Below are 24,680 nucleotides of genomic sequence, written 5' to 3'. Positions count from 1 at the left end.
CCTGGGTGGGGGCTCTCGGAGCGTGTCGCTCACCGGCCGCGACGATCCTACCGCGGGGCCGGGAAGCCGCGACGGGCGGGCGCGGTCAGCCGACGACGGGCGCGAAACCGCGGCAGACCGGCGTCAGCGCCTCGTCGAGGTAGGGCACCAGCTCCCCGCGGGTCGGCCCCGCGGCCGCCCAGGCCTGCACCGCGGCGACCGCCGCCCCGACGCTCGCGTAGGCGATCGCGTGCGCCACATGGGCCGGCAGCGGACGTCCGGCCCGCGCTCGCACGAACTCCGCGACGATCGCCGCCTGCCGAGCGAGCCGCGAGAGAGCCGACGCCTGCAGCTCGTGCACGCTGCCGATCAGCTCGGTCTGGGTCAGCGCCCACGGCACGCTCGACGGACCGAAGCCCGCGCCGACCGCGAGCAGCGCGCCGCGCAGAGCGTCCATCGTCGACGCGTCCGGGGAGGCCGTCTCGAGCGCCGCCGGCAGCTCGGCCAGCCGGTCGTCGACGAGCACCCAGAAGACGTCGCTCTTCGAGGCGAAGTAGTTGAAGAAGGTGTTGCGCGAGACGCCGGCGCGCTGGGCGATCTGCTCGACCGTCGTGCCCGCGTAGCTCTGCTCGACGAAGAGATCGAGAGCCGCGTCCTCGAGCATGGAGCGCGACGACGCCCGCGGCCGTCCGCGACCCGCTCCCGCTGTCCGCGCCATGACCGCCTCCGCCCCTGTCCGGCGACCGCCGACGCGCTAGGATAACGGCTGGACGACTTCGACCCGGCCATCACCGGTGAGTCTCCGGAAGAACAGCCCGGCCCCGGCCGCGGCCCAGTAGACCCGGACGGGTACGGCCCGTGACAGCCGATCGAGTGGGAGCGACCAGGGACAGCCCGTGAGGGCCGGTCCTGGGCGGTTCAAGCGAGGTGGTACCGCGACCCGGCCCGGGGTCTGAGATCCGGGCGGGCCGTCCTCGTGCAGACCAGCAGCACTGCCAGGAGACCGCACGTGACCTACCCCCTGACCCCGCCCACCCCCCGCGATGCCGAGAGCGCCGGAGACGACGCGAGCACCGGCGTCCCCGCGAGCACCGGCTCCGCCTTCGGCCGCGGCGTCCCCGCGTCGCCGCGGTTCCCGCAGATCGAGGAGAAGGTCCTCGCCTACTGGAAGGCCGACGACACCTTCCAGGAGTCGATCCGCTCCCGCGAGGGCGCTCAGGAGTGGGTGTTCTACGACGGCCCGCCCTTCGCCAACGGCCTGCCGCACTACGGGCACCTGCTGACCGGCTACGCCAAGGACGTCTTCCCCCGCTTCCAGACGATGCGCGGCAAGCAGGTGCACCGCCGCTTCGGCTGGGACACGCACGGCCTGCCCGCCGAGCTCGAGGCGGAGCGGCAGCTCGGCATCACCGACAAGTCGCAGATCGAGGAGATGGGCGTCGCCGCGTTCAACGCCGCCGCCAAGGAGTCGGTGCTGCGCTACACGGGGGAGTGGCAGGACTACGTCACCCGCCAGGCGCGCTGGGTCGACTTCGACAACGACTACAAGACCCTCGACCCCACCTTCATGGAGTCCGTGATCTGGGCCTTCAAGCGGCTCTACGACAAGGGCCTCGCCTACGAGGGCCACCGCGTGCTGCCGTACTGCTGGCGCGACCAGACGCCGCTCTCGAACCACGAGCTGCGGATGGACGACGACGTCTACAAGATGCGCCAGGACCAGACGGTCACGGTCACCTTCCCCCTCGTCGGCGAGACCGCCGAGGCGCTCAACCTCACCGCCGTCCGCGCCCTCGCCTGGACGACGACCCCGTGGACGCTGCCCACCAACGCCGCGCTCGCCGTCGGCCCCGACATCGAGTACGCCGTGCTGGCGGCCGGCCCGAACGGCGCCGCCGACGGCAAGGGCGAGCCGGAGGAGCGCGAGCTCTCGGCCGAGTACCTCCTCGCCATCGACCAGGTCGGCGCCTACGCCAAGGACCTCGGCTACGAGGACGCCGAGTCGGCGCTGGCCGCCGTCTCGCGCACGCACCGCGGCCGCGAGCTCGAGGGCATCAGCTACGACCGCCTCTGGGACCACTACGCCGACACCGAGCAGTGGGGCACGCAGAACGCGTGGCGCATCCTCGTCGCCGACTACGTGACCACCAGCGAGGGCACCGGCATCGTGCACCAGGCGCCGGCCTACGGCGAGGACGACCAGAAGGTCTGCGAGGCGGCGGGGATCCCCGTCATCATCTCCGTCGACGACGGCGGTCGCTTCCTGCCGCAGATCAGCGAGGTCGCCGGCCTGCAGGTCTTCGAGGCCAACAAGCCGCTGACGCAGCTCCTCAAGGCGCAGCACCGCCTGCTCCGCCAGGCCAGCTACGAGCACAGCTACCCGCACTGCTGGCGCTGCCGCAACCCGCTGATCTACAAGGCCGTCTCGAGCTGGTTCGTCCGCGTCACCGCGATCCGCGACCGGATGGAGGAGCTGAACCAGGAGATCACCTGGGTCCCCGAGAACGTCAAGGACGGCCAGTTCGGCAAGTGGCTCTCCGGAGCGCGCGACTGGTCGATCAGCCGCAACCGCTACTTCGGCTCGCCGATCCCGGTCTGGAAGAGCGACGACCCCGACTACCCGCGCATCGACGTCTACGGCTCGCTCGACGAGCTCGAGCGCGACTTCGGCGTGCGCCCGGAGGACCTGCACCGTCCGTACATCGACGAGCTCACCCGCCCGAACCCCGACGACCCGACCGGCCGCTCGACGATGCGCCGCATCAGCGACGTGCTCGACGTGTGGTTCGACTCCGGCTCGATGCCGTTCGCGCAGGTGCACTACCCGTTCGAGAACTCCGACTGGTTCGACTCGCACAACCCCGCCGACTTCATCGTCGAGTACATCGGGCAGACCCGCGGCTGGTTCTACACGCTGCACGTGCTCTCGACCGCGCTCTTCGACCGGCCGGCCTTCCGCAACGTCGTCAGCCACGGCATCGTCCTCGGCAACGACGGGCAGAAGATGTCCAAGTCGCTGCGCAACTACCCGGACGTCGCCGAGGTCTTCGACCGCGACGGCTCCGACGCCATGCGCTGGTTCCTGATGTCGAGCCCGGTGCTGCGCGGCGGCAACCTCGTCGTCACCGAGGAGGGAATCCGCGAGGGCGTGCGCCAGGTGCTGCTGCCGCTCTGGAACACCTGGTACTTCTTCTCGCTCTACGCCAACGCCTCCGTCGACGCCGCGGGTGAGGGCTACAGCGCGAGCCGCCGCACCGACTCCGAGGACGTGCTCGACCGCTACCTGCTGGCCAAGACGCACGACCTGATCGAGACCGTCACCGGCCGTCTCGAGGCGCTCGACTCGACCCTCGCGGCGGCCGCGCTCCGCGACTTCGCCGACGTGCTGACCAACTGGTACGTCCGCCGCTCGCGCGACCGCTTCTGGCAGGGCGTCGACGCCGAGGGCCGCGGCACGGAGGCGTTCGACACGCTCTTCACCGTGCTCGAGACCGTCTGCCGGGTGGCCGCGCCGCTGCTCCCGCTGATGACCGAGGAGATCTGGCAGGGCCTGACCGGCGGCCGGAGCGTGCACCTGGCCGACTGGCCGGACGCCGCCGAGTTCCCTGTCGACGAGTCGCTCGTGCACGCGATGGACGCCGTCCGCGGCATCTCCTCCACCGCGCTGTCGCTGCGCAAGCAGGCCGGCCTCCGGGTCCGCCTGCCGCTCGCGCGGCTCACGGTCGTCGTCGACGACGCCGCCGAGCTGGCGCCGTTCGAGGCGATCCTGCGCGACGAGCTGAACGTCAAGGAGGTGTCGCTGGTCCCGCTGGTCGAGTCCAGCGCGGCCGACTACGGCGTCACCTCGCGCCTCTCCGTCAACGCGCGCGCCGCGGGCCCCCGCCTCGGCAAGGGCGTGCAGACCGTCATCAAGGCCGCGAAGGCCGGCGACTGGAGCGAGACCGACGGCGTCGTCACCGCCGGCGGCGTCGAGCTGGTCGAGGGCGAGTACGAGCTGACCCTGGAGGTCGGCGGCTCGGGAGCCGACGACCGCGCGATCGCGCTGCTGCCGCGCGGCGGCTTCGTGCTGCTCGACACGGCGACCACGCCGGAGCTGGAGGCCGAGGGCCTGGCCCGCGACCTGATCCGCGCCGTGCAGGACGCCCGCAAGGCCGCCGGCTTCGAGGTCAGCGACCGCATCGAGCTCGAGATCGTCCTCGACGAGATGAGCATGGCGGCTCTCGAGCCGCACGCGCTCTGGATCGCCGAGGAGACCCTCGCGACCGGCTTCGGGTTCGCCGCGCTCACCACTGCGCTGGAGGGCGGCGAGGGTGCGATCGCCTTCGGGCCCGCCGGCACCGCCATCATCCGCGTCGAGAAGGTGGAGGCCTTCGATGTCTGACAAGGACCGCTACTCCGAGGAGGACGCCCGGCTCGCGCGTGAGGCGGCCGACGCCGTCTACGCGAGCCTGCTGAAGCGGCTCGGCGAGGCGAGCCCCCGCCCGCGGCTCGCACCGACGCGGCGGGCCGTCGACTACATGGGCGACCCGCAGCAGGCCTACCCCGTCATCCAGGTCGCCGGCACCAACGGCAAGACCTCGACCAGCCGGATGATCGAGAGCCTGCTCCGCGCCCACGGGCTGCGGGTCGGCCTCTTCACCAGCCCGCACCTCGAGCGCTTCAACGAGCGGATCGTCATCGACGGCGCGCCGATCTCCGACCTCAGCCTCGCCACGAACTGGCTCGACGTCGAGCCCTACCTCACCATGACCGACGCCGAGCTCGTCGGCCGGGGCGAGAGCACGCTCTCGTTCTTCGAGGCGCTCACCGTGCTGGCCTACGCGGCCTTCGCGGACGCTCCGGTCGACGTCGCGGTGATCGAGGTCGGCATGGGCGGCGAGTGGGACTCGACGAACGTCGCGGACGCGCAGGTCGCGGTCTTCACGCCGATCGCGCTCGACCACACCCGGCAGCTCGGAGCGACGATCGAGGAGATCGCCCGCACCAAGTCCGGCATCGTGAAGCCCGCTGCCGCCGTGGTGTCGGCGAAGCAGACCCCTGAGGCGGAGGCGGTGCTGCGGCAGGCGGCCGAGCTGACCGAGTCGACGATCGTGTTCGAGGGCGCCGACTTCGACGTCGAGTCGACCACGGTCGCCGTGGGCGGCCAGCTCGTCTCCGTCCGCGGTCTCGTCACCCGCTACGAGCAGCTGCTGCTGCCGTTCTTCGGCGACCACCAGGCCGAGAACGCGGCGGTCGCGATCGCCGCGGTCGAGACGTTCCTCGGCGGCGGCACGCAGGAGCTGACCGGGAACGTCCTCGAGGAGGGCTTCGCCGCCGCGACCTCGCCGGGCCGCCTCCAGATCGTCGGCCAGTCGCCGCGCACGGTCGTCGATGCGGCGCACAATCCGCACGGCGCGGCCTCCCTCGCCTCCGCGATCGAGCGCTACTTCGACTTCGACCGCGTCACCGCGGTCCTCGGCGTCCTCGCCGAGAAGGACGCGGAGGGCATCCTGCGCGCGCTCCTGCCGGTCGTCGACGAGCTCATCGTCACGACCGCCCCGAGCGAGCGCGGAGTCCCGGCCGAGGAGCTCGCCGCCCTCGCGCGCACCGTGTTCCCCGCGGAGTCGGTCCGCGTCGCGGAGGATCCGGACGGCGCGCTCACCGCGGGCCGCCTCCTCGCCGCCCGCACGGACAAGGGCGCCCTGCTCGTGACCGGATCGATCACCCTCGTCGGACGGACGATGACGGTCGCGCGCGACGAGAACTGGCTGGGCGCGTGAGGGCCGGCCGGCCCCGCCGCACCCGGACCGTCCGCGAGAGCCTCGGCTCGATCGTCCTCGGCTTCGAGGCCGTCATCGTCTTCCTCGCGACACTCGTCGCCTTCGGGCTGAAGGCCGCCGATCCGGTGATCGTCCTGGTCGGGGGAGCGGTCGTCTGCCTCGCCCTCGTCGCGACCCTCGGCCTGCTGAACCGGCCGGCCGGCTTCCGGATCGGCTGGGTCCTCCAGTTCGTTATCGTGGCCACCGGTGCCCTGGTGCCGATCATGTTCGTCATTGGCGCGGCGTTCGTCGCCCTGTGGACCTACTGCATGGTCACCGGCACCAAGCTCGACACCCAGGACCGCCGCGCGGCGGACGGGCCCACCGACCCCACCCCCACCGAAGGAGACCGCTGAACCATGGCCATCCAGGAGACCCTCGTCCTCGTCAAGCCCGACGGAGTCGCCCGCAACCTCACCGGCGAGATCCTCCGCCGCATCGAGGCGAAGGGCTACTCCCTCGTCGACATCAAGCTCGTCGAGGCCGACCGCGAGCTGCTCGCCGCCCACTACGCCGAGCACGAGGGCAAGCCGTTCTACGAGCCCCTCGTCGAGTTCATGGAGAGCGGCCCCATCGTCGCCCTCCGCATCGCCGGCGACCGCGTCATCGAGGGCTTCCGCTCCCTCGCCGGCACGACCGACCCCACCACCGCCGCCCCCGGCACCATCCGCGGCGACCTCGGCCGCGACTGGGGCCTCAAGGTCCAGCAGAACCTGGTGCACGGCTCCGACTCCGCTGAATCCGCGGAGCGCGAGCTCGCGCTCTGGTTCGCCTGAAAGGCGAACCTCCGCGCGAGTTCGCGCTCCGCGGTGTTTCGCGATGATCCGCGAAACCGCGGTCGGCTCTCATAGGCGGGCGCGTTCCGCAGAGCGTCCTGCGCTCGGCGACGGGAAAGCGCTGACACGCGCTTTCCCGGATGCGCCTCCGAGGCGGTCGCCCGCGTGCTCAGGTCCTTCGGCGAGAGCTGCCCGAGCGGGCTGGTCCTCTGAGGTGAGGACGGGAGCGCACATGCTGATCGAGTAGCCCGCGCAGCGGGCGTATCGAGATCCACCGTTGTCAGCAGGCTGGTCTGCAGACTCCCGTCCGGACGACGGTGGGTCTCGATACGCCGCTGCGCGGCTACTCGACCAGCAAGGAAGGGCGCGCCCCGCGGCGTGGCCCCCGCATGCTGTCGGCAGTGCGATGGCCTTCACGCATGCTGTCGGCAGTGGGCTGGCCCCCGTGCATGCTGATCGAGCAGCCCGCGGAGCGGGCGTGTCGAGATCCTCCGCCTCCCGGGGGCGGCGTCGGGAGTCAACCCGTCAGCGTCAGAGGTAGGACAGCACGTCCAGGCGGACCTGGGCCATCACGGCGATCGCCAGGTAGCAGACGATGGTGATGAACGGCACCCAGCCGTAAGCGGCGCCGGCGAAGCGGCGGACCGCGGCGGGGACCGGGAACACGCCCTCGCGGAGGTTGCGGAGGGTCACCAGCCAGAAGCCGGGGATGACGACGGCCCAGGTGAGCATGCACCAGGGGCAGAGCGTCCCGAGGGCGAAGATGCTCGTCGCGATCAGCCAGCCGACGAAGGCGAGCGCGAAGACGAAGCCGAGGTTGAACAGCGCCCAGAACCAGCGGTCGAAGCGCGCCCCCGCGAGCAGCCCGGCACCCACGACGATCGGCGCGATCCACGCGGCGACGCCGATCAGCGGATTCGGAAAGCCGAAGATCGCGCCCTGCGCCGACTTCAGGTTGGCGCTGCACTGCACGAGCAGGCTGAAGTCGCAGCCGAGGGCCTCCGACGACCCGCTCAGCGAGGTGAACTTGTCGAGCGTCAGCGTGAACGCGGCGACCCAGCCGATCACGCCGAGCACGATCAGGAGCACCGCGAAGAGGACCGGACGCTGCTGGGTGGGGGCGCTCGGCACCTCGGGATCGCTGGACACCGGGGGATTATGGCACGCGGCGAATCGGCGGCTCTGGGAATGCGTGCGATAATCGGAGCCGTCGGCCCGGAAGATCCCGCACCGACGCGAAGAAGGTTTACCGGGCGAGCACCGGGCCACAGGAGATCGACAGCGTTCCGCGAATGAGCGCGACGCATCTCCACGTGTCGGATAGTCAGTTCCGAGGAGAAGCTGCAACCGGAGTCCTGCGCCACGTGAGCGACGGGACCGGGGGAGCGGAAGGATTCGCGGCGGGCCGAGGCCCGTCGCTCGAGAACAGCATCCGGGTCGACGGCGCGGCGCACGACCCGGCCGAGGAGTGCACCAGGAATGGTGGAAGACAACAGCACGGGCGGATCCGAACCGGACCGCGACGAGCCCCGCAGCGGGGCCAGGAAGATCAGTCGCCTCTTCGGTGGCCGTCGGACGAACCGACGGGCCGGATCGAGCGCATCAGCGACAGGGGAAACGATCATCGACACGAACGACGCCGAGCAGAACGGGTCGGACACCGCCGCCCCGGACACGGCAGCCCAGGACACCGAGCAGACCACCGCGCCGGACGCGAGCGCCGAGCCCGGCGAGACGGAAGGGCCGGCCTCGACCGGCGCCGCCTTCTTCACCGCCGGCCCGGAGTCGCCGGCCGACGCCGAGCAGTCCGCGACGGAGGAGTCCGCTCCCCGCCGCCCGCCGCTGCCGAGCACGTCGCTACTCTTCCAGGCGCCGATCCTGCCCGACTACGTCCAGCTGACCCCACTCCCGCCCCGGGGCGCCCCGCTCGGCGTCCGCGAGGAGCGCGACGAGCCGGAGGAGGAGCAGGGCTCCGTCCGCCGCCGCTCGCGCCGCCGCAGCGGCGAGAGCGACCGCGGCGGCTCCGACGACCCCGAGAACACCGTCGTCCGGGTCCGTCAGCCGCGCGAGCAGCGCGAGCCCCGCGAGGCGCGCGAGCCGGAGCTCATCACCGAGCCGCAGCGCATCAAGGGCTCGACCCGCCTCGAGGCCAAGAAGCAGCGCCGCCGCGACGGCCGCGACGCCGGCCGCCGCCGCACGGTCGTCACCGAGTCCGAGTTCCTCGCCCGCCGGGAGGCCGTCGACCGCGTCATGGTCGTCCGCTCGAAGGAGGACAGCATCCGCATCGGCGTGCTCGAGGACGGCGTCCTCGCCGAGCACTACGTCGCCCGCTCGCAGGAGGCGTCGCTGATCGGCAACGTCTACCTCGGCCGCGTGCAGAACGTCCTGCCCAGCATGGAGGCGGCCTTCGTCGACATCGGGCGCGGCCGCAACGCCGTGCTCTACTCCGGCGAGGTCGACTGGGACGCCGCGAACAACGCCGGCGGCCCCCGCCGCATCGAGCTCGCGCTCAAGCCCGGCGACCGCGTGCTCGTCCAGGTCACCAAGGACCCGGTCGGCCACAAGGGCGCCCGCCTCACCAGCCAGATCTCGCTCCCGGGCCGCTACCTCGTCTACGTGCCCAACGGCTCGATGAACGGCATCTCGCGCAAGCTCCCGGACACCGAGCGCGCGCGCCTCAAGAAGATCCTCAAGGAGGTCCTCCCCGAGAACGTGGGCGTCATCGTCCGCACCGCCGCCGAGGGCGCTACGGAGGAGCAGCTCACGGTCGACGTCGAGCGCCTCACCGCGCAGTGGACCGCGCTCAGCACCAAGGCCGCGACCGGCCAGGCGCCGGCGCTGCTGCACAGCGAGCCCGACCTGCTGATCAAGATCGTCCGCGACGTCTTCAACGAGGACTTCGAGAAGATGGTGATCGCCGGCGACGACGCCCGCGAGACCATCGAGCTCTACCTCAGCCAGGTCGCCCCCGACCTGCTCGAGCGGGTGCAGGTCTACTCGGGCGAGCAGGACGCGTTCGACGAGTTCCGCATCACCGAGCAGATCGAGAAGGCCCTCGAGCGCAAGGTCTGGCTGCCCAGCGGCGGCTCGCTCGTGATCGACCGCACCGAGGCCATGACGGTCGTCGACGTGAACACCGGCAAGTTCGTCGGCTCCGGCGGCAATCTCGAGGAGACGGTCACCAAGAACAACCTCGAGGCAGCGGAGGAGATCGTCCGCCAGCTCCGGCTGCGCGACATCGGCGGCATCATCGTCGTCGACTTCATCGACATGGTGCTCGAGTCCAACCGCGATCTCGTGCTCCGGCGCCTGGTCGAGTGCCTGAGCCGCGACCGGACGAAGCACCAGGTCGCCGAGGTCACCTCGCTCGGCCTCGTGCAGATGACCCGCAAGAAGCTCGGCCTCGGCCTCCTCGAGACCTTCAGCGAGAACTGCGAGGTCTGCGCGGGCCGCGGCGTCATCGTCCAGCACGACCCGGTGGTCAAGCACCGCTCGACCGCTGCTCCGCAGCAGGAGCGCCGCCGCGGCGGCAAGCCGGCCGGCGAGCAGCCCTCGAACGGCCGCAACGGCTCGGCCGGTCAGAACGGCTACAGCGCCCAGAACGGCGCCGGCGCGCAGAACGGCTCCAAGCCGGTCAGCACCCACGCCATCACCGACGACGCCAAGAACGCGCTCGCGCAGATCGCGGCGAGCACGATCCACCCGGCCGCCGTCCGGCACGCCGCGGAGGAGGCCGTCGCCCTCGTCGACGAGGCCACGACCACCGCGGAGACGCAGCCGGCCGAGCAGCAGGCCGACCCGTCCGCCGAGCAGTCGGGCGAGCAGTCCGCGGAGCGTCAGGGCGAGTCGTCCGGCCGCCGCGAGCGTCCCGCCCGGGGCGAGCGCCGTCGCCGGGGCCGCGACCGCGAGCCGCGCCAGGAGACGCCGGAGTCCGGCGAGCAGCAGGAGTCCGCTCCCGCCGCCCGCGAGACGGCCCAGGAGCCCGCGGCGCAGGAGCCCGCGGCTCAGCCCGTCGCGGCCGAGGCCCCTGCGGCCCAGGCCCCGGTGGTCCCGATCCTCGACATCCCGATCCCGCCCGCTCCGGTCGTGACCGAGCGCCGGGTGCCCAGCGCCGTCGCCGAGCACCTGCTCGACTCCGTCCTGGACGCGCTGCCCGCACCCAAGCAGCCCGGCCAGGGCCGCGCCAAGAGCCGTCGCGTCACCACGGCGGCGCTCACCGGGATCGCGGTCGTGCCCGAGCAGACGCCGCGCCGCGCGCAGTAGCGCGACCAGCGACGATCAGTGGGGCCCGGTGCCCGGCGAGAGCCGGCGCCGGGCCCTCTCCGCGTCCCGGTCCCGGCCCTTCACGCGCAGGCCGCTGTCGCGGAGCCGCTCGACCAGCTCCCGGCTGCCCACGGGCACGGCGCCCGCCGCGAGCAGCTCCTCGCGACGCGCGGCGGGCACGTCGTAGTGATCGAGGTCGAAGCCGCGCTCGGGCAGCCCGACGAGGCGCGCGAAGGCGTGCAGCTCCTCCAGGGAGGAGTCGCTGACGAGGTGGGCCCAGAGCGTGTCGTGGGCGGGCCAGCGCGCCGCGTCGAGGAGGATCGCCATCCGTCGATCGTAGGCGGCGCGCCTGCCCGATCCGCGGCAAGGCCTGCACTATCGTGACGGGGTCGTCGGTCGAGCGGCACCCCCTCCGGGGCGGTGCGCGTTTGACCGGGGAGCACGGATCCCGTACTCTTGACCGTTGGTGTGGCGCGATCCATGTGCTCACGCAGATTTCCGTTGCCGCTCGGTCCCTCACGGGATGCGAGCCGCGGTGCCGGTCCCCTCGTCCCGTACGAGAGACGGGTACGACCGGGAAGACCGGGGTACGACCCCGTCCTTACAAGCCCCGGACAGCGCTCACGCGCCGTCCAGATGAGAAAACAGGTACGAGAAGTGGTTTACGCAGTTGTGCGCGCCGGTGGCCGGCAGGAGAAGGTCGAGGTCGGCACCATCGTGACGATGGACCGCATCAAGGCCGACGAGAACGGCACCGTGCAGCTGGCTGCCGTGCTCCTCGTCGACGGGGACTCCATCACCTCGGACGCCGCGGCGCTCGAGAAGGTGTCGGTCACGGCCGAGGTGCTCGAGGAGCTCCGCGGTCCGAAGATCATCATCCAGAAGTTCAAGAACAAGACCGGGTACAAGAAGCGCCAGGGGCACCGTCAGGACCTCACGCGCGTCAAGGTCACGGGCATCAAGTAACACCCACACTTCGCTGATCTGCGGCGGGAGCCATCGCTCCGCAGAGCATCAGCACGGGGCTGCGGCCCCCCGGTCTCGAGGAGATGAGAAATGGCACACAAGAAGGGCGCAAGCTCCACCCGCAACGGTCGCGACTCGAACGCGCAGCGTCTCGGCGTGAAGCGCTTCGGCGGTCAGGTCGTCAGCGCGGGCGAGATCATCGTCCGCCAGCGCGGCACCCACTTCCACCCCGGCGTCAACGTCGGTCGTGGCGGCGACGACACCCTGTTCGCCCTCTCGGCCGGTGCGGTCGAGTTCGGCCAGAAGGGCGGCCGCAAGGTCGTCAACATCGTGGTGGCCGCCGCTTAGGCAGCTCTCCTCGGCCGAGCAGGCACAGGACGCAAGGGGCGGGCTTCGGCTCGCCCCTTGCGCGTTGCTGCGGCATCCTCACCGCGAGCCCCGTGCTCGTGAGCGCCGCGCACCTCGGCACCCGGCGTCGGACACTCCGACGCTCCCACCTCCCCATCGGACGGAACACACCATGGTCACCTTCGTCGACAACGTCACGCTGCACCTGCGCGCCGGGCACGGCGGCAACGGCTGCGTCTCCGTCCGCCGCGAGAAGTTCAAGCCGCTGGCCGGCCCAGACGGCGGCAACGGCGGTCACGGCGGCGACATCGTCCTCGTCGCCGATGCGCAGACCACCACGCTGCTCGCCTTCCACCGGCACCCGCACCGCTCCTCGGCCAACGGCGGCCCCGGGATGGGCGACCACCGCGCCGGCGGCAACGGCGACCTCCTCGAGCTGATGGTCCCGGTCGGGACCGTCGTCAAGTCGCCCACGGGCGAGGAGCTGCTCGACATGGACGAGCCGGGGCTCCGCTTCGTCATCGCCCCCGGCGGCCAGGGCGGCCTCGGCAACGCCTCGCTGGCGACCACCAAGCGCAAGGCCCCCGGGTTCGCGCTGCTCGGCACTCCCGGCTGGGAGGGCGACGTCGTCCTCGAGCTGAAGACCGTCGCCGACGTCGCGCTCGTGGGCTTCCCCTCGGCCGGCAAGTCCAGCCTCGTCGCGGCCATCTCGGCGGCGAAGCCGAAGATCGCCGACTACCCGTTCACCACCCTCGCCCCCAACCTCGGCGTCGTCCAGGCGGGGGAGTCGCGCTACACCGTCGCCGACGTCCCCGGCCTGATCGAGGGTGCGAGCGAGGGCAAGGGCCTGGGCCTGGAGTTCCTCCGCCACGTCGAGCGCTGCACCGCTCTCGTGCACGTGCTCGACTGCGCCACGCTCGAGCCGGGCCGCGACCCGCTGACCGACCTCGACATCATCCTCGGCGAGCTGGCCGCGTACCCGGTCGGCGACGGCCAGGTGCCGCTTCTCGAGCGCCCGCAGCTGATCGCTTTGAACAAGGTCGACGTGCCGGAGGCCCAGGAGCTCGCCGACTTCGTGCGCGCCGACCTCGAGGCCCGCGGCTACCGCGTCTTCGAGATCTCGACCGTTTCCCACTCGGGACTGCGCCAGCTGACCTTCGCCCTCGGCGAGATCGTCGAGCAGCACCGTCTCGCCCTCGCGGCCGAGCCCAAGGTCGAGCGGATCACCATCCGCCCGCGCGCCGTCGACGAGAAGGACTACGAGATCCGCGTCGAGGGCGGCTCCTACGGCAACGTCTACCGCGTGCTCGGCACCAAGCCGCAGCGCTGGGTCGCGCAGACCGACTTCACCAACGACGAGGCCGTCGGCTTCCTCGCCGACCGCCTCGCGAAGCTGGGCGTCGAGAACGGCCTCTTCTCGGCCGGGGCCGTCGCCGGCTCCACCGTCGTCATCGGCCCGGGCGACGGCGTCGTCTTCGACTGGGAGCCCACGCTCACCTCGACGGCGGAGCTGATCACCGCCCCGCGCGGCACCGACCTCCGCCTCGAGGAGAACAACCGCAAGACCCGCGCCGAGCGTCGCGACAACTACCTCGAGCGGATGGACGCCAAGGCGGCCGCCCGCGCCGAGCTCGACCGCGAGCGCCAGGGCGGCGTCTGGCGCGTCTCCGACGAGGACGACCTGGTGGGCGACGCCGAGGAGGTCTGACTCCTCGGCACCGCCCTCGGCGAGGCGCCGTCGGCGAATACACTGGCCGGATGCCGCAGACGACCCTCGACAGCTCCGTCCTGACCGAGCGGTTCGCCGCCTCCCGCACGGCCTCGCGGTCCCTGCGCAGCGCGACGACCGACCTCAAGAACCGCGCCCTGCTCGCGATCGCCGACGCCGTCCGCGGATCCGTCGAGCGGGTCGTCCCGGCGAACGGGCTCGACCTCGCGAACGGCCGGGAGAACGGCATGAGCGCCGGGCTGCAGGACCGTCTCCGTCTCGACGAGGCGCGCCTCGGCTCGCTCGCCGACGCCGTGGTCGCGGTCGCCGGTCTCGTCGACCCGGTCGGCCAGACGGTCCGAGGCTCGAACCTGCCCAACGGCGCCTCGCTCACCCAGGTGCGCGTGCCCTTCGGCGTCGTCGGCGCCATCTACGAGGCGCGCCCCAACGTCACGATCGACATCGCCGCCCTCGCCCTCAAGAGCGGCAACGCGGTGATCCTGCGCGGTGGCAGCGCGGCCGAGAACACCAACCGGGTCCTCGTCGAGCTGCTGCAGGAGGCGGTCGCCTCGGTCGGCCTGCCCGCGGAGCTGATCCAGACGGTGGACGACTTCGGGCGCGAGGGCGCGAAGGCGCTGATGCGCGCCCGCGGCTACGTCGACGTCCTGGTGCCCCGCGGCAGCGCCGGCCTCATCGAGTCCGTCGTGACCGAGTCGACCGTCCCGGTGATCGAGACGGGCGCCGGAGTGGTGCACGTCTTCCTCGACGCCAGCGCCGACGAGCAGTGGGCCGTCGACATCGTGCACAACGCCAAGACCCAGCGCCCGAGCACCTGCAACGCTCTCGAGACGCTGCTCGTGCACCGGGACGCCGCCGAGCGGCTCCTGCCGCCCGTCCTCGGCCGCCTCGCCGCCGCCGGAGTGACCGTGCACGGCGACGAGCGGGTCCGCGCGATCGTCGCCGATGCGGTGCCCGCCAGCGAGGAGGACTGGACGGCCGAGTACTACTCGCTCGACATCGCGGTCGCCGTCGTCGACGATCTCGACGCGGCGATGGACCACATCGCCCGCTACTCCACCCACCACACCGAGTCGATCGTCACGAACGACCTGCGCAGCGCCGAGCGCTTCCTCGCCGAGGTCGACTCCGCGGTGGTGATGGTGAACGCCTCCACCCGCTTCACCGACGGCGGCGAGTTCGGCTTCGGAGCGGAGGTCGGCATCTCGACGCAGAAGCTGCACGCCCGCGGCCCGATGGGACTGCCCGAGCTGACGAGCACGAAGTGGCTGCTGCGCGGGTCCGGTCAGGTCCGCTCCTAGCGCCGCACCCGGCTCGCGGCGGTGTCCGGGTAGACTCGACGACGCCCTGAGTGGGCGATCCCGATTCCAAGGAGCACCGCATGTCCCTCGTGACGACCGTCCTCGCTGAAGCAGCGCACACCGAGCTGCCGATGCCGACCATCGTCTACGGGCTGATCGCCGTCGTCGCCTTCACCGCGCTCGGCTTCGTCACGTGGAGCTACCGCGACGTCGCCAACCGCCACTCGCACAAGACCGGTGCCGGCTCCCACGACTCCCACGGCCACGGCCACTAGTCCGGCGGCCCTGCGATCGTGACGTCCGCCGCGAGCGGAGACCCGCGGCGTCCGCGCATCGGCGTGATGGGTGGCACCTTCGACCCGATCCACCACGGGCACCTCGTCGCCGCCTCCGAGGTGGCGCAGTCCTTCGACCTCGACGAGGTCGTCTTCGTGCCGACCGGCCGGCCGTGGCACAAGAAGACGGTCACGCCGCCGGAGCACCGCTATCTGATGACGGTCATCGCGACCGCGTCCAACCCGCGCTTCACCGTCAGCCGCGTCGACATCGACCGCATCGGCACGACGTACACGATCGACACGCTCCGCGACATCCACCTCGCGCACCCCGACGCCGAGCTGTTCTTCATCACGGGAGCCGACGCCGTCGAGCAGATCCTGAGCTGGAAGGACTACGACGAGCTCTGGGAGCTGGCGCACTTCGTCGCCGTCAGCCGGCCGGGTCACGCGCTGTCCGTTTCGGGATTGCCGGCTCAGGACGTATCCTTGTTGGAAATTCCGGCGCTAGCGATTTCCTCGACGGACTGTCGGAGCCGCGTGAACCGGGGTGATCCGGTCTGGTATCTGGTTCCCGACGGTGTCGTCCAGTACATCTCGAAGCACCACCTGTATCGGAGCACGCCATGACAGTTCAGCACGAGGGCGCGCCGCTCACCCGGCGCGAGATCCGCGAGCGCGAGCGAGCCGCGGCCGGCGCCGCGCCCGCCGCCGCACCGACGACCTCCCGCCGCGCCGCGACCGCGTCCGTCACCGCCGCGGGCGAGATGCCCGTCCTCACCGCGACCCAGGCTCTGCGCGTCCCCGTCGTCGCGCCGACTCCTGCCGCCGAGCCCGAGCTGAGCACCTCCGCCATCGAGGTCGTGCTGCCCGAGGGCGTCGACCGCAGCACGCTCACCCGCCGCGAGCTCCGCGCGCTGCTCGCCCAGCAGCAGGCGGAGCAGGTCGCTGCGACCCCTGAGGCCGCGCCCGTCGACGCCGCGCAGGAGTCGGCGAAGGCCGAGCCTGACGCCGTCGCGGAGGCGACCGCCGCCGAGGCGTCCGCTCCCGAGGCGTCCGACGTCGAGCAGCCGGCCGACGAGTCCGAGCAGTCGAACGACGAGCCCGAGCAGCCCAAGCTCAACACCGCCCTCTTCGCCACCGTCGGCACGCTCGACATCGCGGACGAGAAGGCCACAGAGATCACCGGCAGCTTCCACCCGCCGATCGAGCACCTGGCCATCACCGACGAGCTCGACAGCAAGTCCAAGGAGGAGGTCGACGCCTCCTTCGACTCCCTCATCGCGAGCGGAGTCGCCGCGACGGGCGCCGTCACCACGACGAACGCCCTGATCCTGCCGACCGCGGGCGACGCGTCTCCGGTCCGCACGGACACGGGGGAGGTGCTCGTCACGGGCTCCTTCGACCTGCCGCGCAGCCTCGGCTCCACCGGTCAGCACCCCAACCTCTACGACTCGCCCGATGTCGACCGCTACGTCGACCGCATCGACCGCGAGCAGCCCGCCTCCGACTCGGAGCCCGTCCGGGCGTCGAGCGCCGTCTCCACGCACGCCGCGGGCACCGCGATGATCGCCCCGCAGAAGCGCCGCGCCGTCAGCGTCCCCGTCGTGCTGGCCATCACCGCCGCCGTGCTGCTGGTCGCCTCGATCGCGCTGTTCATCGGCGGCTTCGTCCTCAACATCTTCTGATCCACCACCGACACTGAAGGCTTCATGACTGCGACCGCTTCCGCCCGCGCCCTGCTCGACCTCGCGGCCACCGCCGCCGACTCCAAGGGCGGGGAGGACCTCGTCGCACTCGACGTCTCGGGACCGCTGCCGCTCGTCGACATCTTCTTCCTGGTGACGGGGCGCTCCGAGCGCAACGTCGTCGCCATCGCCAACGAGGTGGAGGACCGCCTCAACGAGTCCGGAGCCAAGCTCCTGCGCCGCGAGGGCCGCGCCGAGGGACGCTGGATCCTGCTCGACTTCGGCGACCTCGTCGTCCACGTCTTCCACGAGGAGGACCGGATGTACTACTCGCTGGAGCGCCTCTGGAAGGACTGCCCCGTGGTCCCGATCACGCTGGCGAACGCCGTTCCCGCCGACTCCGCGGCCTCCTCGAACTGAGGAACACGCCCGGCGTCGCCGCTCGATTTCACTCCACGCGCTTCGTGTTGTAGTTTATTCGAGTTGCTTCCGCCGGGCGGAGGAGCGGGCCGCAAGGCCGGTACCTCGAGTCCGAGAAGCGCACCAAGGGTCCGTGGCGCAGCTGGTAGCGCACCTGCATGGCATGCAGGGGGTCAGGGGTTCGAATCCCCTCGGATCCACCGCAAGGCAGAGAGCCCCGCACTTCTCCGGAAGCGCGGGGCTTCTCTCGTCTCCGGACGGCGCGCGAGCGGTATCGGCTGGCGCTGGAGAGCTGAGTGCTCCGCCAGAATGGCGGGATGCCGACTCCGACCGCGCCGCGCGGCCTCATCACCCAGTTCTCGATCGTCGACGCGCTGCTGGCCGGTCTGTTCGACGGGGTCGTGACGCGCGCCGAGGCCGACGAGGCCGGCGACTTCGGATTGGGCTGCGGCGACCACATGGAGGGCGAGCTGGTCGTGCTCGACGGCGTGCACCGGCTGTTCCGCGGCGACGGCTCGGTCGTCGTCCTCGAGCCGGAGGACACGATCGCGTTCGCCGAGCTGGCGCGGTTCGCTCCGGACAGCACGGAGACGGTCGAGGCGGTGCCGTCGCTCGACGCCCTGCTGACGGCGGTGCGGCGGACGGTGCCGAGCCCGAACGTGTTCGTCGGCGTCCGGCTCCGCGGCCGCATCGGGCACCTGACGCTGCGGCAGCCGATCGCCCAGGTGAAGCCGTACCTCCGCCTGGCGGACGCGATGCGCGACCAGCGCGAGGTGCACCTGAGCGATGTCGAGGGCACGATCGTCGGCTTCTACGGCCCCAAGCCGTTCCAGGGGATCAGCGTCGCCGGGCTGCACACCCACTTCGTCGACTCGAGCGGCTCCGTCGGCGGCCACGTCCTCGCAGCGTCCGGGCTGAGCGGCGAGCTGGCGGTCGAGCAGTACGCCGGGCTCACCGTGCGCCTCCCGGAGTCGGAGGACTTCCTCGCCGCGGACCTCGACGACGAGGTCGGCAGCTCCGACGCCGCCATCCGCGCCGTCGAGACCGACCACGCGCACTGAGGCGCACTCCGGCGGGGGAGCGGCGGCCCTACCCTGGACGCATGCCCACGCTGCGCGACGTCCACGCCGTCATCGACCGTCTCTGGCCCGAGGGGGCCGCGGAGGACTGGGACGCTCCCGGTCTCGTCACCGGTGACCCGGCTGCGCAGGTCGAGCGGATCCTCCTCGCGGTCGACGTCGTCGCCGACACCGTCTCCGAGGCCGCCGACGGCGGCTACCAGCTCCTCCTGGCCCACCACCCGCTCCTGCTCCGCGGGGTCACCTCGATCGCGGAGGACGGCTACAAGGGCCGCCTGCTCGCCGAGCTGATCCGGCACGGCTGCGCCCTCGTCTCCGCGCACACCAACGCGGACATCGTGGCGGACGGCGTCTCCGACGTGATCGCGACGCGGCTCGGGCTCACCGGCACGACGCCGCTGGTCCCCGGCGAGGACCCGTCGGTCGGCCTCGGCCGCGTCGGCGACCTCGCCGAGGAGGTCACGCTCGGCCGTCTGGCCCGCGCCGTGGCCGAGCTGCTGCCCGCGACCGCCGGGGGAGTCCGTGCCGCCGGCGACTACGAGGCGCCCGTCCGTCGGGTCTCGCTCTGCGGCGGAGCCGGGGACTCCCTCCTCGACAGCCCTGCGGTCCGCACGAGCGACGTCTACATCACGGCCGACCTCCGGCACCACCCGGCGTCGGAGGCGCGCGAGAAGGCCCGCCACGGCACCGGACCGGCGCTCCTCGACGTCTCGCACTGGGCGAGCGAGTGGCTCTGGCTCGACGTCGCCGCCGAGGCCCTGCGCACCGCGCTGCCGGGGGTCGTCGTCGACGTCAGCGAGACCCGCACCGACCCCTGGGATTTCGCCATCGTCCACTGACGCTCCGCGAGCGCGCGAGAATGGAGCCGGCACGCCCACCCTCCGTGCCGGGAACGAGGACCGCGACGTGATTGCCAGCCCCGCCGACCAGCGAGAGCTCCTGACTCTGCAGAGTCTCGACACGAGGGGCAACCAGCTCCGTCACGCCGTCGCCACCCTGCCGCAGATCGCGGCGATCAAGGCGATGCAGACCCGCGACAACGAGACCCGCCGCACCCTCGCGGAGCGCAACGGCCGCCTGGAGGACGCCCGCACCGAGCTCGGCCGCATCGAGTCCGACGTCGAGGTCGTCGACAAGCGCCTCGCCCGCGACCGCGACCGGCTCCAGACCGCGTCGTCCGCGAAGGACATCGCCGCGCTCGAGGGCGAGATCACCTCGCTGGTCAAGCGCCGCGGCGACCTCGAGGACATCGAGCTGACGCTGATGGAGCGGATCGAGGGCATCGAGGCCGAGGTCGCCGCCGCCCAGGCCGAGCGCGACGAGGTCGTCGCCGGCATCGCGACCCTCGCCGAGGAGCGCGACGCCCAGGCCGAGAAGCTCGCCGGCAAGCAGGAGGCGCTCGCCCGCGACCGCGCCTCGCTCGTCGAGAAGATCCCGGCCGACCTGGTGGAGCTCTACGAGAAGCAGCGCGCCCGCTACGGCGTCGGCGCTGCGCTCCTGCGCGGCAAGGTGTCGGAGGGGAGCGGCGTCGCCCTCACCGAGTCCGACCTCGCCTGGATCCGCACCACCGCGCCCGACCAGGTCGTGCTCTGCCCCGACAGCGGCTGCATCCTCGTCCGCGGCGACGAGTCGACGCTCGCCTGACCCGGCCCGTACACTGGTTCCGCGAACGGGCCGGCAAGACGGTCGCGTCGCCGGGGTGAGAGCCCCGGCGCCGAGGAACGTCCGGGCTCCGCAGAGCAGGGCGGTGGGTAACACCCACCCGGGGCGACCCGCGAGACAGTGCCACAGAGAACAGACCGCCACGGGCCCCGGCCCGCGGTAAGGGTGAAACGGTGGTGTAAGAGACCACCAGGGGCCGGAGTGATCCGGTCCGCTCGGTAAACCTCGCCCGGAGCAAGGTCAGACAGAGGACGATGCGGCTGCTCGTCGGGTCCTCGGGTAGACCGCTGGAGGGTCACGGCGACGTGCCCCCGAGAGAGATGGCCGTCCAGCGCCCGCCGAGAGGCGCGGCGTGAACAGAACCCGGCGTATCAGCCTGCCCCTTCGCCCCGAAATGCCCCGCTTCGCGGGGCATTTCGTGTCTCGGGGCAGGCTGGTGCTTGTTACCGCGGCGGTCCCCGCCCGCCGCGGCGCGGTCGGCTCGAGCGGAGGGTCGCGTTCCGCAGAGCGTCCCGCGTCCGGCTCCGGAGAAACGCTGGCACGCGTTTCTCCGGCTCGCCTCGGCCCTGCTTCCGCATGCTCCTGAAGAGCGCCGTCCGCCCGTGCATGCTGATCGAGTAGCCCTCGGAGAGGGCGTATCGAGATCCCGCCCTGCTGGACGAGTGCCTGGGACCGCCGTTCGGTGACGTCGGTCTCGATACGCCGCTGCGCGGCTACTCGACCAGCAAGAGGGAGGCGGGCCCGTCCGGGCAGGAGGGGCGCCACGTCAGTCGCGCAAAAGGTTCGCCGCTATCATGCTGATCGAGTAGCCCTCGGAGAGGGCGTATCGAGATCCCGCCCTGCTGGACGCGGGCGTGAGGCTGCCGTTCGGTGACGTGGGTCTCGATACGCCGCTGCGCGGCTACTCGACCAGCATGGAGGGGGCGGGCCTCAGAGGCGCCGACCCTGCAGACCGCCCTCGCGCAGCGAGGCTCACCGGCGAAACGCGTGCCAGCGTTTCGTCGTAGCCGAAGGCGAGACGCCCTGCGGAACGCGGCCACCTGTCGGGGCCGACGCCGCCGCGGCGGGCGGTGACCGCCGCGGAAGGAGGTACCGCCTCAGCGGCGCACGCCGCCGCCTGCCAGGGCCGCGGCGCCGAGGATGCCCGCGTTGTTCCGCAGGGCGGCCGGGACGATCGGGGTGCGCAGGTCGAGCAGGGGCAGGAACTCCTCGTGGTGCTTCGAGATGCCGCCGCCGACGATGATCAGGTCCGGCCAGAGGAGCGCCTCGAGGTGGGAGTAGTAGCGCTGCAGGCGCTTGGCCCAGTGCTTGTAGTCGAGGTCGTCCCGCTCCTTCGCGGCGAAGGACGCCTTCTTCTCGTAGTCGCCGCCGTGGATCTCGAGGTGGCCGAGCTCGGCGTTGGGGATGAGGACGCCGTCGTAGATCTGCGCGGTGCCGATGCCGGTGCCGAGCGTGGTCATCAGGACCAGGCCCTTCTTGTCCTTCGCCGCGCCGAAGCGCGACTCGGCGTAGCCGGCGGCATCGGCGTCGTTCACGAAGAAGATGTCGCGGCCGATGGCGTCCTCGAACAGCTTCTCGGCCTCGAGGCCGATCCACTCGTCCGAGACGTTCGCGGCGGACATGGTGCGCCCGTGCACCACGGCGGCCGGGAAGCAGATCCCCACCGGGGTGTCGGCCGGTGCGTCCGGGAGCATGCCCAGGATCTGCTGCACCGTGGCGACGATGTCCTTCGGGCGGCCGCCCTCGGGGGTGGCGACCTTCATCCGGTCGCTCAGGAGGGCGCCCTCGCCGAGGTCGACGTACGCCCCCTTGATGCCGGTCCCTCCGATGTCGATTCCGATCGCGGTCGCAGCAGCAGTCATACCGGCCATGCTAGCGAGGCGCGAGGGGGAGCGACCGGCGACCGGCCCCGGCGTAGAATCGCGACATGTCTGACGGTGATGCGAACTCCTGGTGGTACAACCTCAAGTCCGGCGCGGTGGAGCAGGGCTTCCAGTCCCCGTCCGTCGACCGCGCGGGCCCCTACTCGTCCCGCGAGGAGGCGTCGCACGCCCTCGAGAAGATGCGCGAGAACACCCGCCGCTGGGACGAGGAGGACGCGGAGGATCGCTGATCCCGCGCTGAACCGGGTCGCGCCCCGCTACTCGTAGCTGTGCTCGGCTCCGGGGTACGCGCCGGCCTCGACGTCCTCGCGGAACGCGGTCACCGCGCCGGTGAGGACACCGCGCAGGTCGGCGTACTGCTTGACGAAGCGCGGCACGCGGCCGGTGGTCAGCCCGGCGAAGTCGGTCCACACGAGCAGCTGACCGTCCACGTGCGGGCCGGCACCGACGCCGATCGTCGGGATGCTGAGCTCCTCGGTGACCCGGCGGGCGGCCTCGCTCGGCACCATCTCGAGCACGACGGCGAACGCGCCGGCGTCCTGGACGGCGCGGGCGTCGGCGAGCAGCTGCTCGATCCCCTCGCCGCGGCCCTGGATCATGTGCCCGCCGAGGCCGTGCTCGCTCTGCGGGGTGAAGCCGATGTGCGCCATCACCGGGATGCCGGCCTCGACGATCCGCCGGATCTGCTCCGCGGAGCGGACGCCGCCCTCGAGCTTCACGGCGTGCGCGTGCGTCTCCTTCATGAAGCGGAAGGCGGTGTGCAGCGCGTCGTCCGGGCCCGACTCGTAGGAGCCGAAGGGCAGGTCGGCGACGACGAACGCGCGCTCGACGGCGCCCGCGACGGCCCGGGCCAGCGGGATCAGCTCGTCCACCGTGACCGGCAGGGTCGTGTCGTAGCCGAGCACGGTGTTGCCGGCGGAGTCGCCCACGAGCAGGAAGTCGATGCCCGCCTGGTCGAAGATGCGGGCCGTGAGCACGTCGTAGCTGGTGAGCCCGGTGATCCGCACCCCCGAGTCCTTCGCGGTCTGGAAGTGCCGGGTTCTCACGCGTTTCACGGGCTGCGCTGACATGCGGTCGAGTCTATCGGCGCCCCGTCGGGGCTCCGCGGGGAACGGCCGGGCGCCCAGCAGGGGAGGGGCGGAGCCACTAGCCTGGGAGCGAAACAGGAAGGGCCTTGATGGACAAGCAACGGGACTTCGTTCTTCGCACCATTGAAGAGCGAGGGATCAAATTCGTTCGCCTCTGGTTCACGGACGTCGTCGGCACGCTCAAGTCGGTCGCGATCGCGCCGGCCGAGGTCGAGGGGGCGTTCGCCGAGGGTCTCGGCTTCGACGGCTCCGCGATCGAGGGACTCACCCGCTCGTTCGAGGCCGACGTCCTCGCGCACCCGGATCCGTCGACCTTCCAGATCCTGCCGTGGCGCGGCGAGATCGATCCGACGGCGCGGATGTTCTGCGACATCACCACGCCGGACGGCCAGCCCGCCGTCGCCGACCCGCGGAACGTGCTCAAGCGCACGCTCGCGAAGGCGGCCGAGCGCGGCTTCACGTTCTACACGCACCCCGAGATCGAGTTCTACCTGCTGAAGTCGTCGACCTTCGGCGCGGAGGGGCCCGAGCCCGTCGACTCCGCTGGCTACTTCGACAACGTCCCCGGCGGCACGGCGCACGACTTCCGCCGCCGCTCGGTCCGGATGCTCGAGGACCTCGGCATCTCGGTCGAGTTCAGCCACCACGAGGCGGGCCCCGGCCAGAACGAGATCGACCTCCGCTACGCGGACGCGCTGACCACGGCCGACAACATCATGACCTTCCGAACGGTCATCAAGGAGGTGGCGATCGAGCAGGGCGTCTACGCGACCTTCATGCCCAAGCCGCTCTCCGGCCACCCCGGCTCGGGCATGCACACGCACCTCTCGCTCTTCGAGGGCGACATGAACGTGTTCTACGAGCAGGGCGCGCAGTACCAGCTGTCCAAGCTCGGCCGCCAGTTCATCGCCGGGCTGCTCAAGCACGCGCCCGAGATCACCGCGGTGACGAACCAGTTCGTCAACTCGTACAAGCGGCTCTGGGGCGGCGACGAGGCGCCGAGCTACGTGTCGTGGGGCCACAACAACCGCTCCGCGCTCGTCCGCGTGCCGCTGTACAAGCCCAACAAGGGCCAGTCCTCGCGCATCGAGTACCGCGCGCTCGACTCGGCCGCGAACCCCTACCTCGCCTACTCGCTGCTGCTGGCCGCGGGACTCAAGGGCATCGAGGAGGGCTACGAGCTCCCCGCCGAGGCCGAGGACAACGTCTGGACGCTGTCGGACGCCGAGCGCCGTGCCCTGGGCTACAGCCCGCTGCCGGCGAGCCTCGACCGCGCGATCTCGCTGATGGAGGAGTCGGAGCTCGTCGCCGAGACCCTCGGCGAGCAGGTGTTCAACTTCGTGCTGCTCAACAAGCGGAAGGACTGGGCCGAGTACCGCGCCCAGGTCACCCCGTACGAGCTGCGCAGCAACCTCGAGATGCTCTGAC

The 24,680-nt window shown here is 71.6% G+C and carries 23 protein-coding genes, 1 tRNA gene and 1 other RNA gene; 20 read left to right on the top strand and 5 right to left on the bottom strand.

Translation table 11 applies throughout. From position 1 onward, the window contains the following. Positions 1-85: 85 nt before the first annotated feature. Positions 86-697: a TetR/AcrR family transcriptional regulator gene (locus tag MT351_RS09485; RefSeq protein ID WP_243582030.1), complete on the bottom strand. Its 612-nt coding sequence runs from the start codon at positions 695-697 to the stop codon at positions 86-88. Positions 698-988: 291 nt separating this feature from the next. Here MT351_RS09485 and ileS point away from each other — a divergent pair, with 291 nt between their 5' ends. From ileS to ndk, 4 genes are read left to right on the top strand one after another with little or no spacing between them, the layout of a single operon-like run. Continuing rightward, positions 989-4,360 (top strand): isoleucine--tRNA ligase, encoded by a 3,372-nt coding sequence (gene ileS, locus MT351_RS09480; RefSeq protein WP_374204761.1) that lies wholly within the window; start codon positions 989-991, stop codon positions 4,358-4,360. Beyond that, positions 4,353-5,738, top strand: a complete 1,386-nt coding sequence (locus tag MT351_RS09475; protein ID WP_123736919.1) for a folylpolyglutamate synthase/dihydrofolate synthase family protein — start codon at positions 4,353-4,355, stop codon at positions 5,736-5,738. The genes ileS and MT351_RS09475 overlap by 8 nt, the downstream gene beginning before the upstream one ends. Continuing rightward, positions 5,735-6,133 carry a DUF4233 domain-containing protein gene (locus MT351_RS09470; RefSeq protein ID WP_243582029.1) on the top strand — a complete coding sequence of 133 codons (399 nt, stop codon included), beginning with the start codon at positions 5,735-5,737 and terminating at the stop codon, positions 6,131-6,133. The genes MT351_RS09475 and MT351_RS09470 overlap by 4 nt, the downstream gene beginning before the upstream one ends. Before the next feature lie 3 nt (positions 6,134-6,136). After that, on the top strand, positions 6,137-6,553 hold the full coding sequence (ndk, locus tag MT351_RS09465) for a nucleoside-diphosphate kinase (protein WP_123732274.1): 417 nt from the start codon (positions 6,137-6,139) through the stop codon (positions 6,551-6,553). 531 nt (positions 6,554-7,084) lie between these two features. Here ndk and MT351_RS09460 read toward each other — a convergent pair. Next, on the bottom strand, positions 7,085-7,702 hold the full coding sequence (locus MT351_RS09460; protein ID WP_243582028.1) for a vitamin K epoxide reductase family protein: 618 nt from the start codon (positions 7,700-7,702) through the stop codon (positions 7,085-7,087). Between the two features lie 330 nt (positions 7,703-8,032). Here MT351_RS09460 and MT351_RS09455 point away from each other — a divergent pair, with 330 nt between their 5' ends. Next, positions 8,033-10,816, top strand: coding sequence for an Rne/Rng family ribonuclease (locus MT351_RS09455; protein WP_243582027.1), 2,784 nt, complete (start codon positions 8,033-8,035; stop codon positions 10,814-10,816). A gap of 15 nt (positions 10,817-10,831) precedes the next feature. Here MT351_RS09455 and MT351_RS09450 read toward each other — a convergent pair whose 3' ends face one another. Then, a complete protein-coding gene (locus MT351_RS09450; protein WP_123732276.1) occupies positions 10,832-11,143 on the bottom strand; it encodes a DUF4031 domain-containing protein in 312 nt (103 codons plus the stop codon). 330 nt (positions 11,144-11,473) lie between these two features. Between MT351_RS09450 and rplU the strand changes: the two genes are divergently transcribed. From rplU to rnpB, 13 genes are all read left to right on the top strand, one after another. After that, positions 11,474-11,782, top strand: a complete 309-nt coding sequence (rplU, locus tag MT351_RS09445; protein WP_123445822.1) for a 50S ribosomal protein L21 — start codon at positions 11,474-11,476, stop codon at positions 11,780-11,782. 90 nt (positions 11,783-11,872) lie between these two features. Beyond that, positions 11,873-12,130, top strand: coding sequence for a 50S ribosomal protein L27 (rpmA, locus tag MT351_RS09440; protein WP_123445823.1), 258 nt, complete (start codon positions 11,873-11,875; stop codon positions 12,128-12,130). Positions 12,131-12,302: 172 nt separating this feature from the next. Then, complete coding sequence (gene obgE / locus MT351_RS09435; protein ID WP_123703517.1) at positions 12,303-13,838, top strand: GTPase ObgE; 1,536 nt, start codon at positions 12,303-12,305, stop codon at positions 13,836-13,838. A gap of 50 nt (positions 13,839-13,888) precedes the next feature. Next, positions 13,889-15,157: a glutamate-5-semialdehyde dehydrogenase gene (locus MT351_RS09430; RefSeq protein WP_243582026.1), complete on the top strand. Its 1,269-nt coding sequence runs from the start codon at positions 13,889-13,891 to the stop codon at positions 15,155-15,157. A gap of 80 nt (positions 15,158-15,237) precedes the next feature. Further along, positions 15,238-15,432, top strand: coding sequence for a hypothetical protein (locus tag MT351_RS09425; protein WP_123445826.1), 195 nt, complete (start codon positions 15,238-15,240; stop codon positions 15,430-15,432). A gap of 18 nt (positions 15,433-15,450) precedes the next feature. Beyond that, entirely contained in the window at positions 15,451-16,062 is a 612-nt protein-coding gene (gene nadD / locus MT351_RS09420) for a nicotinate-nucleotide adenylyltransferase (RefSeq protein ID WP_123732279.1), read from the top strand. Beyond that, entirely contained in the window at positions 16,059-17,120 is a 1,062-nt protein-coding gene (locus MT351_RS09415; RefSeq protein ID WP_132437035.1) for a hypothetical protein, read from the top strand. Before nadD ends, MT351_RS09415 begins: the two co-directional genes overlap by 4 nt. 24 nt (positions 17,121-17,144) lie before the next feature. Further along, entirely contained in the window at positions 17,145-17,540 is a 396-nt protein-coding gene (rsfS, locus tag MT351_RS09410) for a ribosome silencing factor (protein WP_132437037.1), read from the top strand. A gap of 127 nt (positions 17,541-17,667) precedes the next feature. Then, a tRNA-Ala gene (locus tag MT351_RS09405) sits at positions 17,668-17,740 on the top strand. Between the two features lie 117 nt (positions 17,741-17,857). Then, positions 17,858-18,601 carry an acetolactate decarboxylase gene (locus MT351_RS09400; RefSeq protein WP_132437039.1) on the top strand — a complete coding sequence of 248 codons (744 nt, stop codon included), beginning with the start codon at positions 17,858-17,860 and terminating at the stop codon, positions 18,599-18,601. A 41-nt stretch (positions 18,602-18,642) separates the two neighbouring features. Continuing rightward, positions 18,643-19,458 (top strand): Nif3-like dinuclear metal center hexameric protein, encoded by an 816-nt coding sequence (locus tag MT351_RS09395; RefSeq protein ID WP_132437041.1) that lies wholly within the window; start codon positions 18,643-18,645, stop codon positions 19,456-19,458. 67 nt (positions 19,459-19,525) lie between these two features. Beyond that, positions 19,526-20,263, top strand: a complete 738-nt coding sequence (locus MT351_RS09390) for a zinc ribbon domain-containing protein (protein ID WP_123445833.1) — start codon at positions 19,526-19,528, stop codon at positions 20,261-20,263. A gap of 26 nt (positions 20,264-20,289) precedes the next feature. After that, an RNA gene (gene rnpB, locus MT351_RS09385) (RNase P RNA component class A) lies at positions 20,290-20,668 on the top strand. Between the two features lie 710 nt (positions 20,669-21,378). On the opposite strand, the gene ppgK is transcribed toward rnpB, so the two are convergent. Continuing rightward, positions 21,379-22,143: a polyphosphate--glucose phosphotransferase gene (gene ppgK, locus MT351_RS09380; RefSeq protein ID WP_132437043.1), complete on the bottom strand. Its 765-nt coding sequence runs from the start codon at positions 22,141-22,143 to the stop codon at positions 21,379-21,381. Between the two features lie 65 nt (positions 22,144-22,208). On the opposite strand from ppgK, the gene MT351_RS09375 reads away from it, so the two are divergent. Next, positions 22,209-22,394, top strand: coding sequence for an SPOR domain-containing protein (locus tag MT351_RS09375; RefSeq protein WP_123445835.1), 186 nt, complete (start codon positions 22,209-22,211; stop codon positions 22,392-22,394). Between the two features lie 27 nt (positions 22,395-22,421). Here MT351_RS09375 and panB read toward each other — a convergent pair whose 3' ends face one another. Then, the gene (gene panB / locus MT351_RS09370) at positions 22,422-23,234 is read right to left on the bottom strand and encodes a 3-methyl-2-oxobutanoate hydroxymethyltransferase (RefSeq protein ID WP_132437044.1); all 813 of its coding nucleotides are present in this window, start codon (positions 23,232-23,234) and stop codon (positions 22,422-22,424) included. Between the two features lie 107 nt (positions 23,235-23,341). Here panB and MT351_RS09365 point away from each other — a divergent pair, with 107 nt between their 5' ends. Further along, a complete protein-coding gene (locus MT351_RS09365; protein WP_123445837.1) occupies positions 23,342-24,679 on the top strand; it encodes a glutamine synthetase family protein in 1,338 nt (445 codons plus the stop codon). Position 24,680 lies beyond the last annotated feature (1 nt).

Origin of the sequence: Rathayibacter sp. VKM Ac-2926 (assembly GCF_022815565.1) — a bacterium.
Lineage (GTDB): Bacteria > Actinomycetota > Actinomycetes > Actinomycetales > Microbacteriaceae > Rathayibacter > Rathayibacter festucae.
This window is presented reverse-complemented; position numbering and strand designations above follow the sequence as displayed.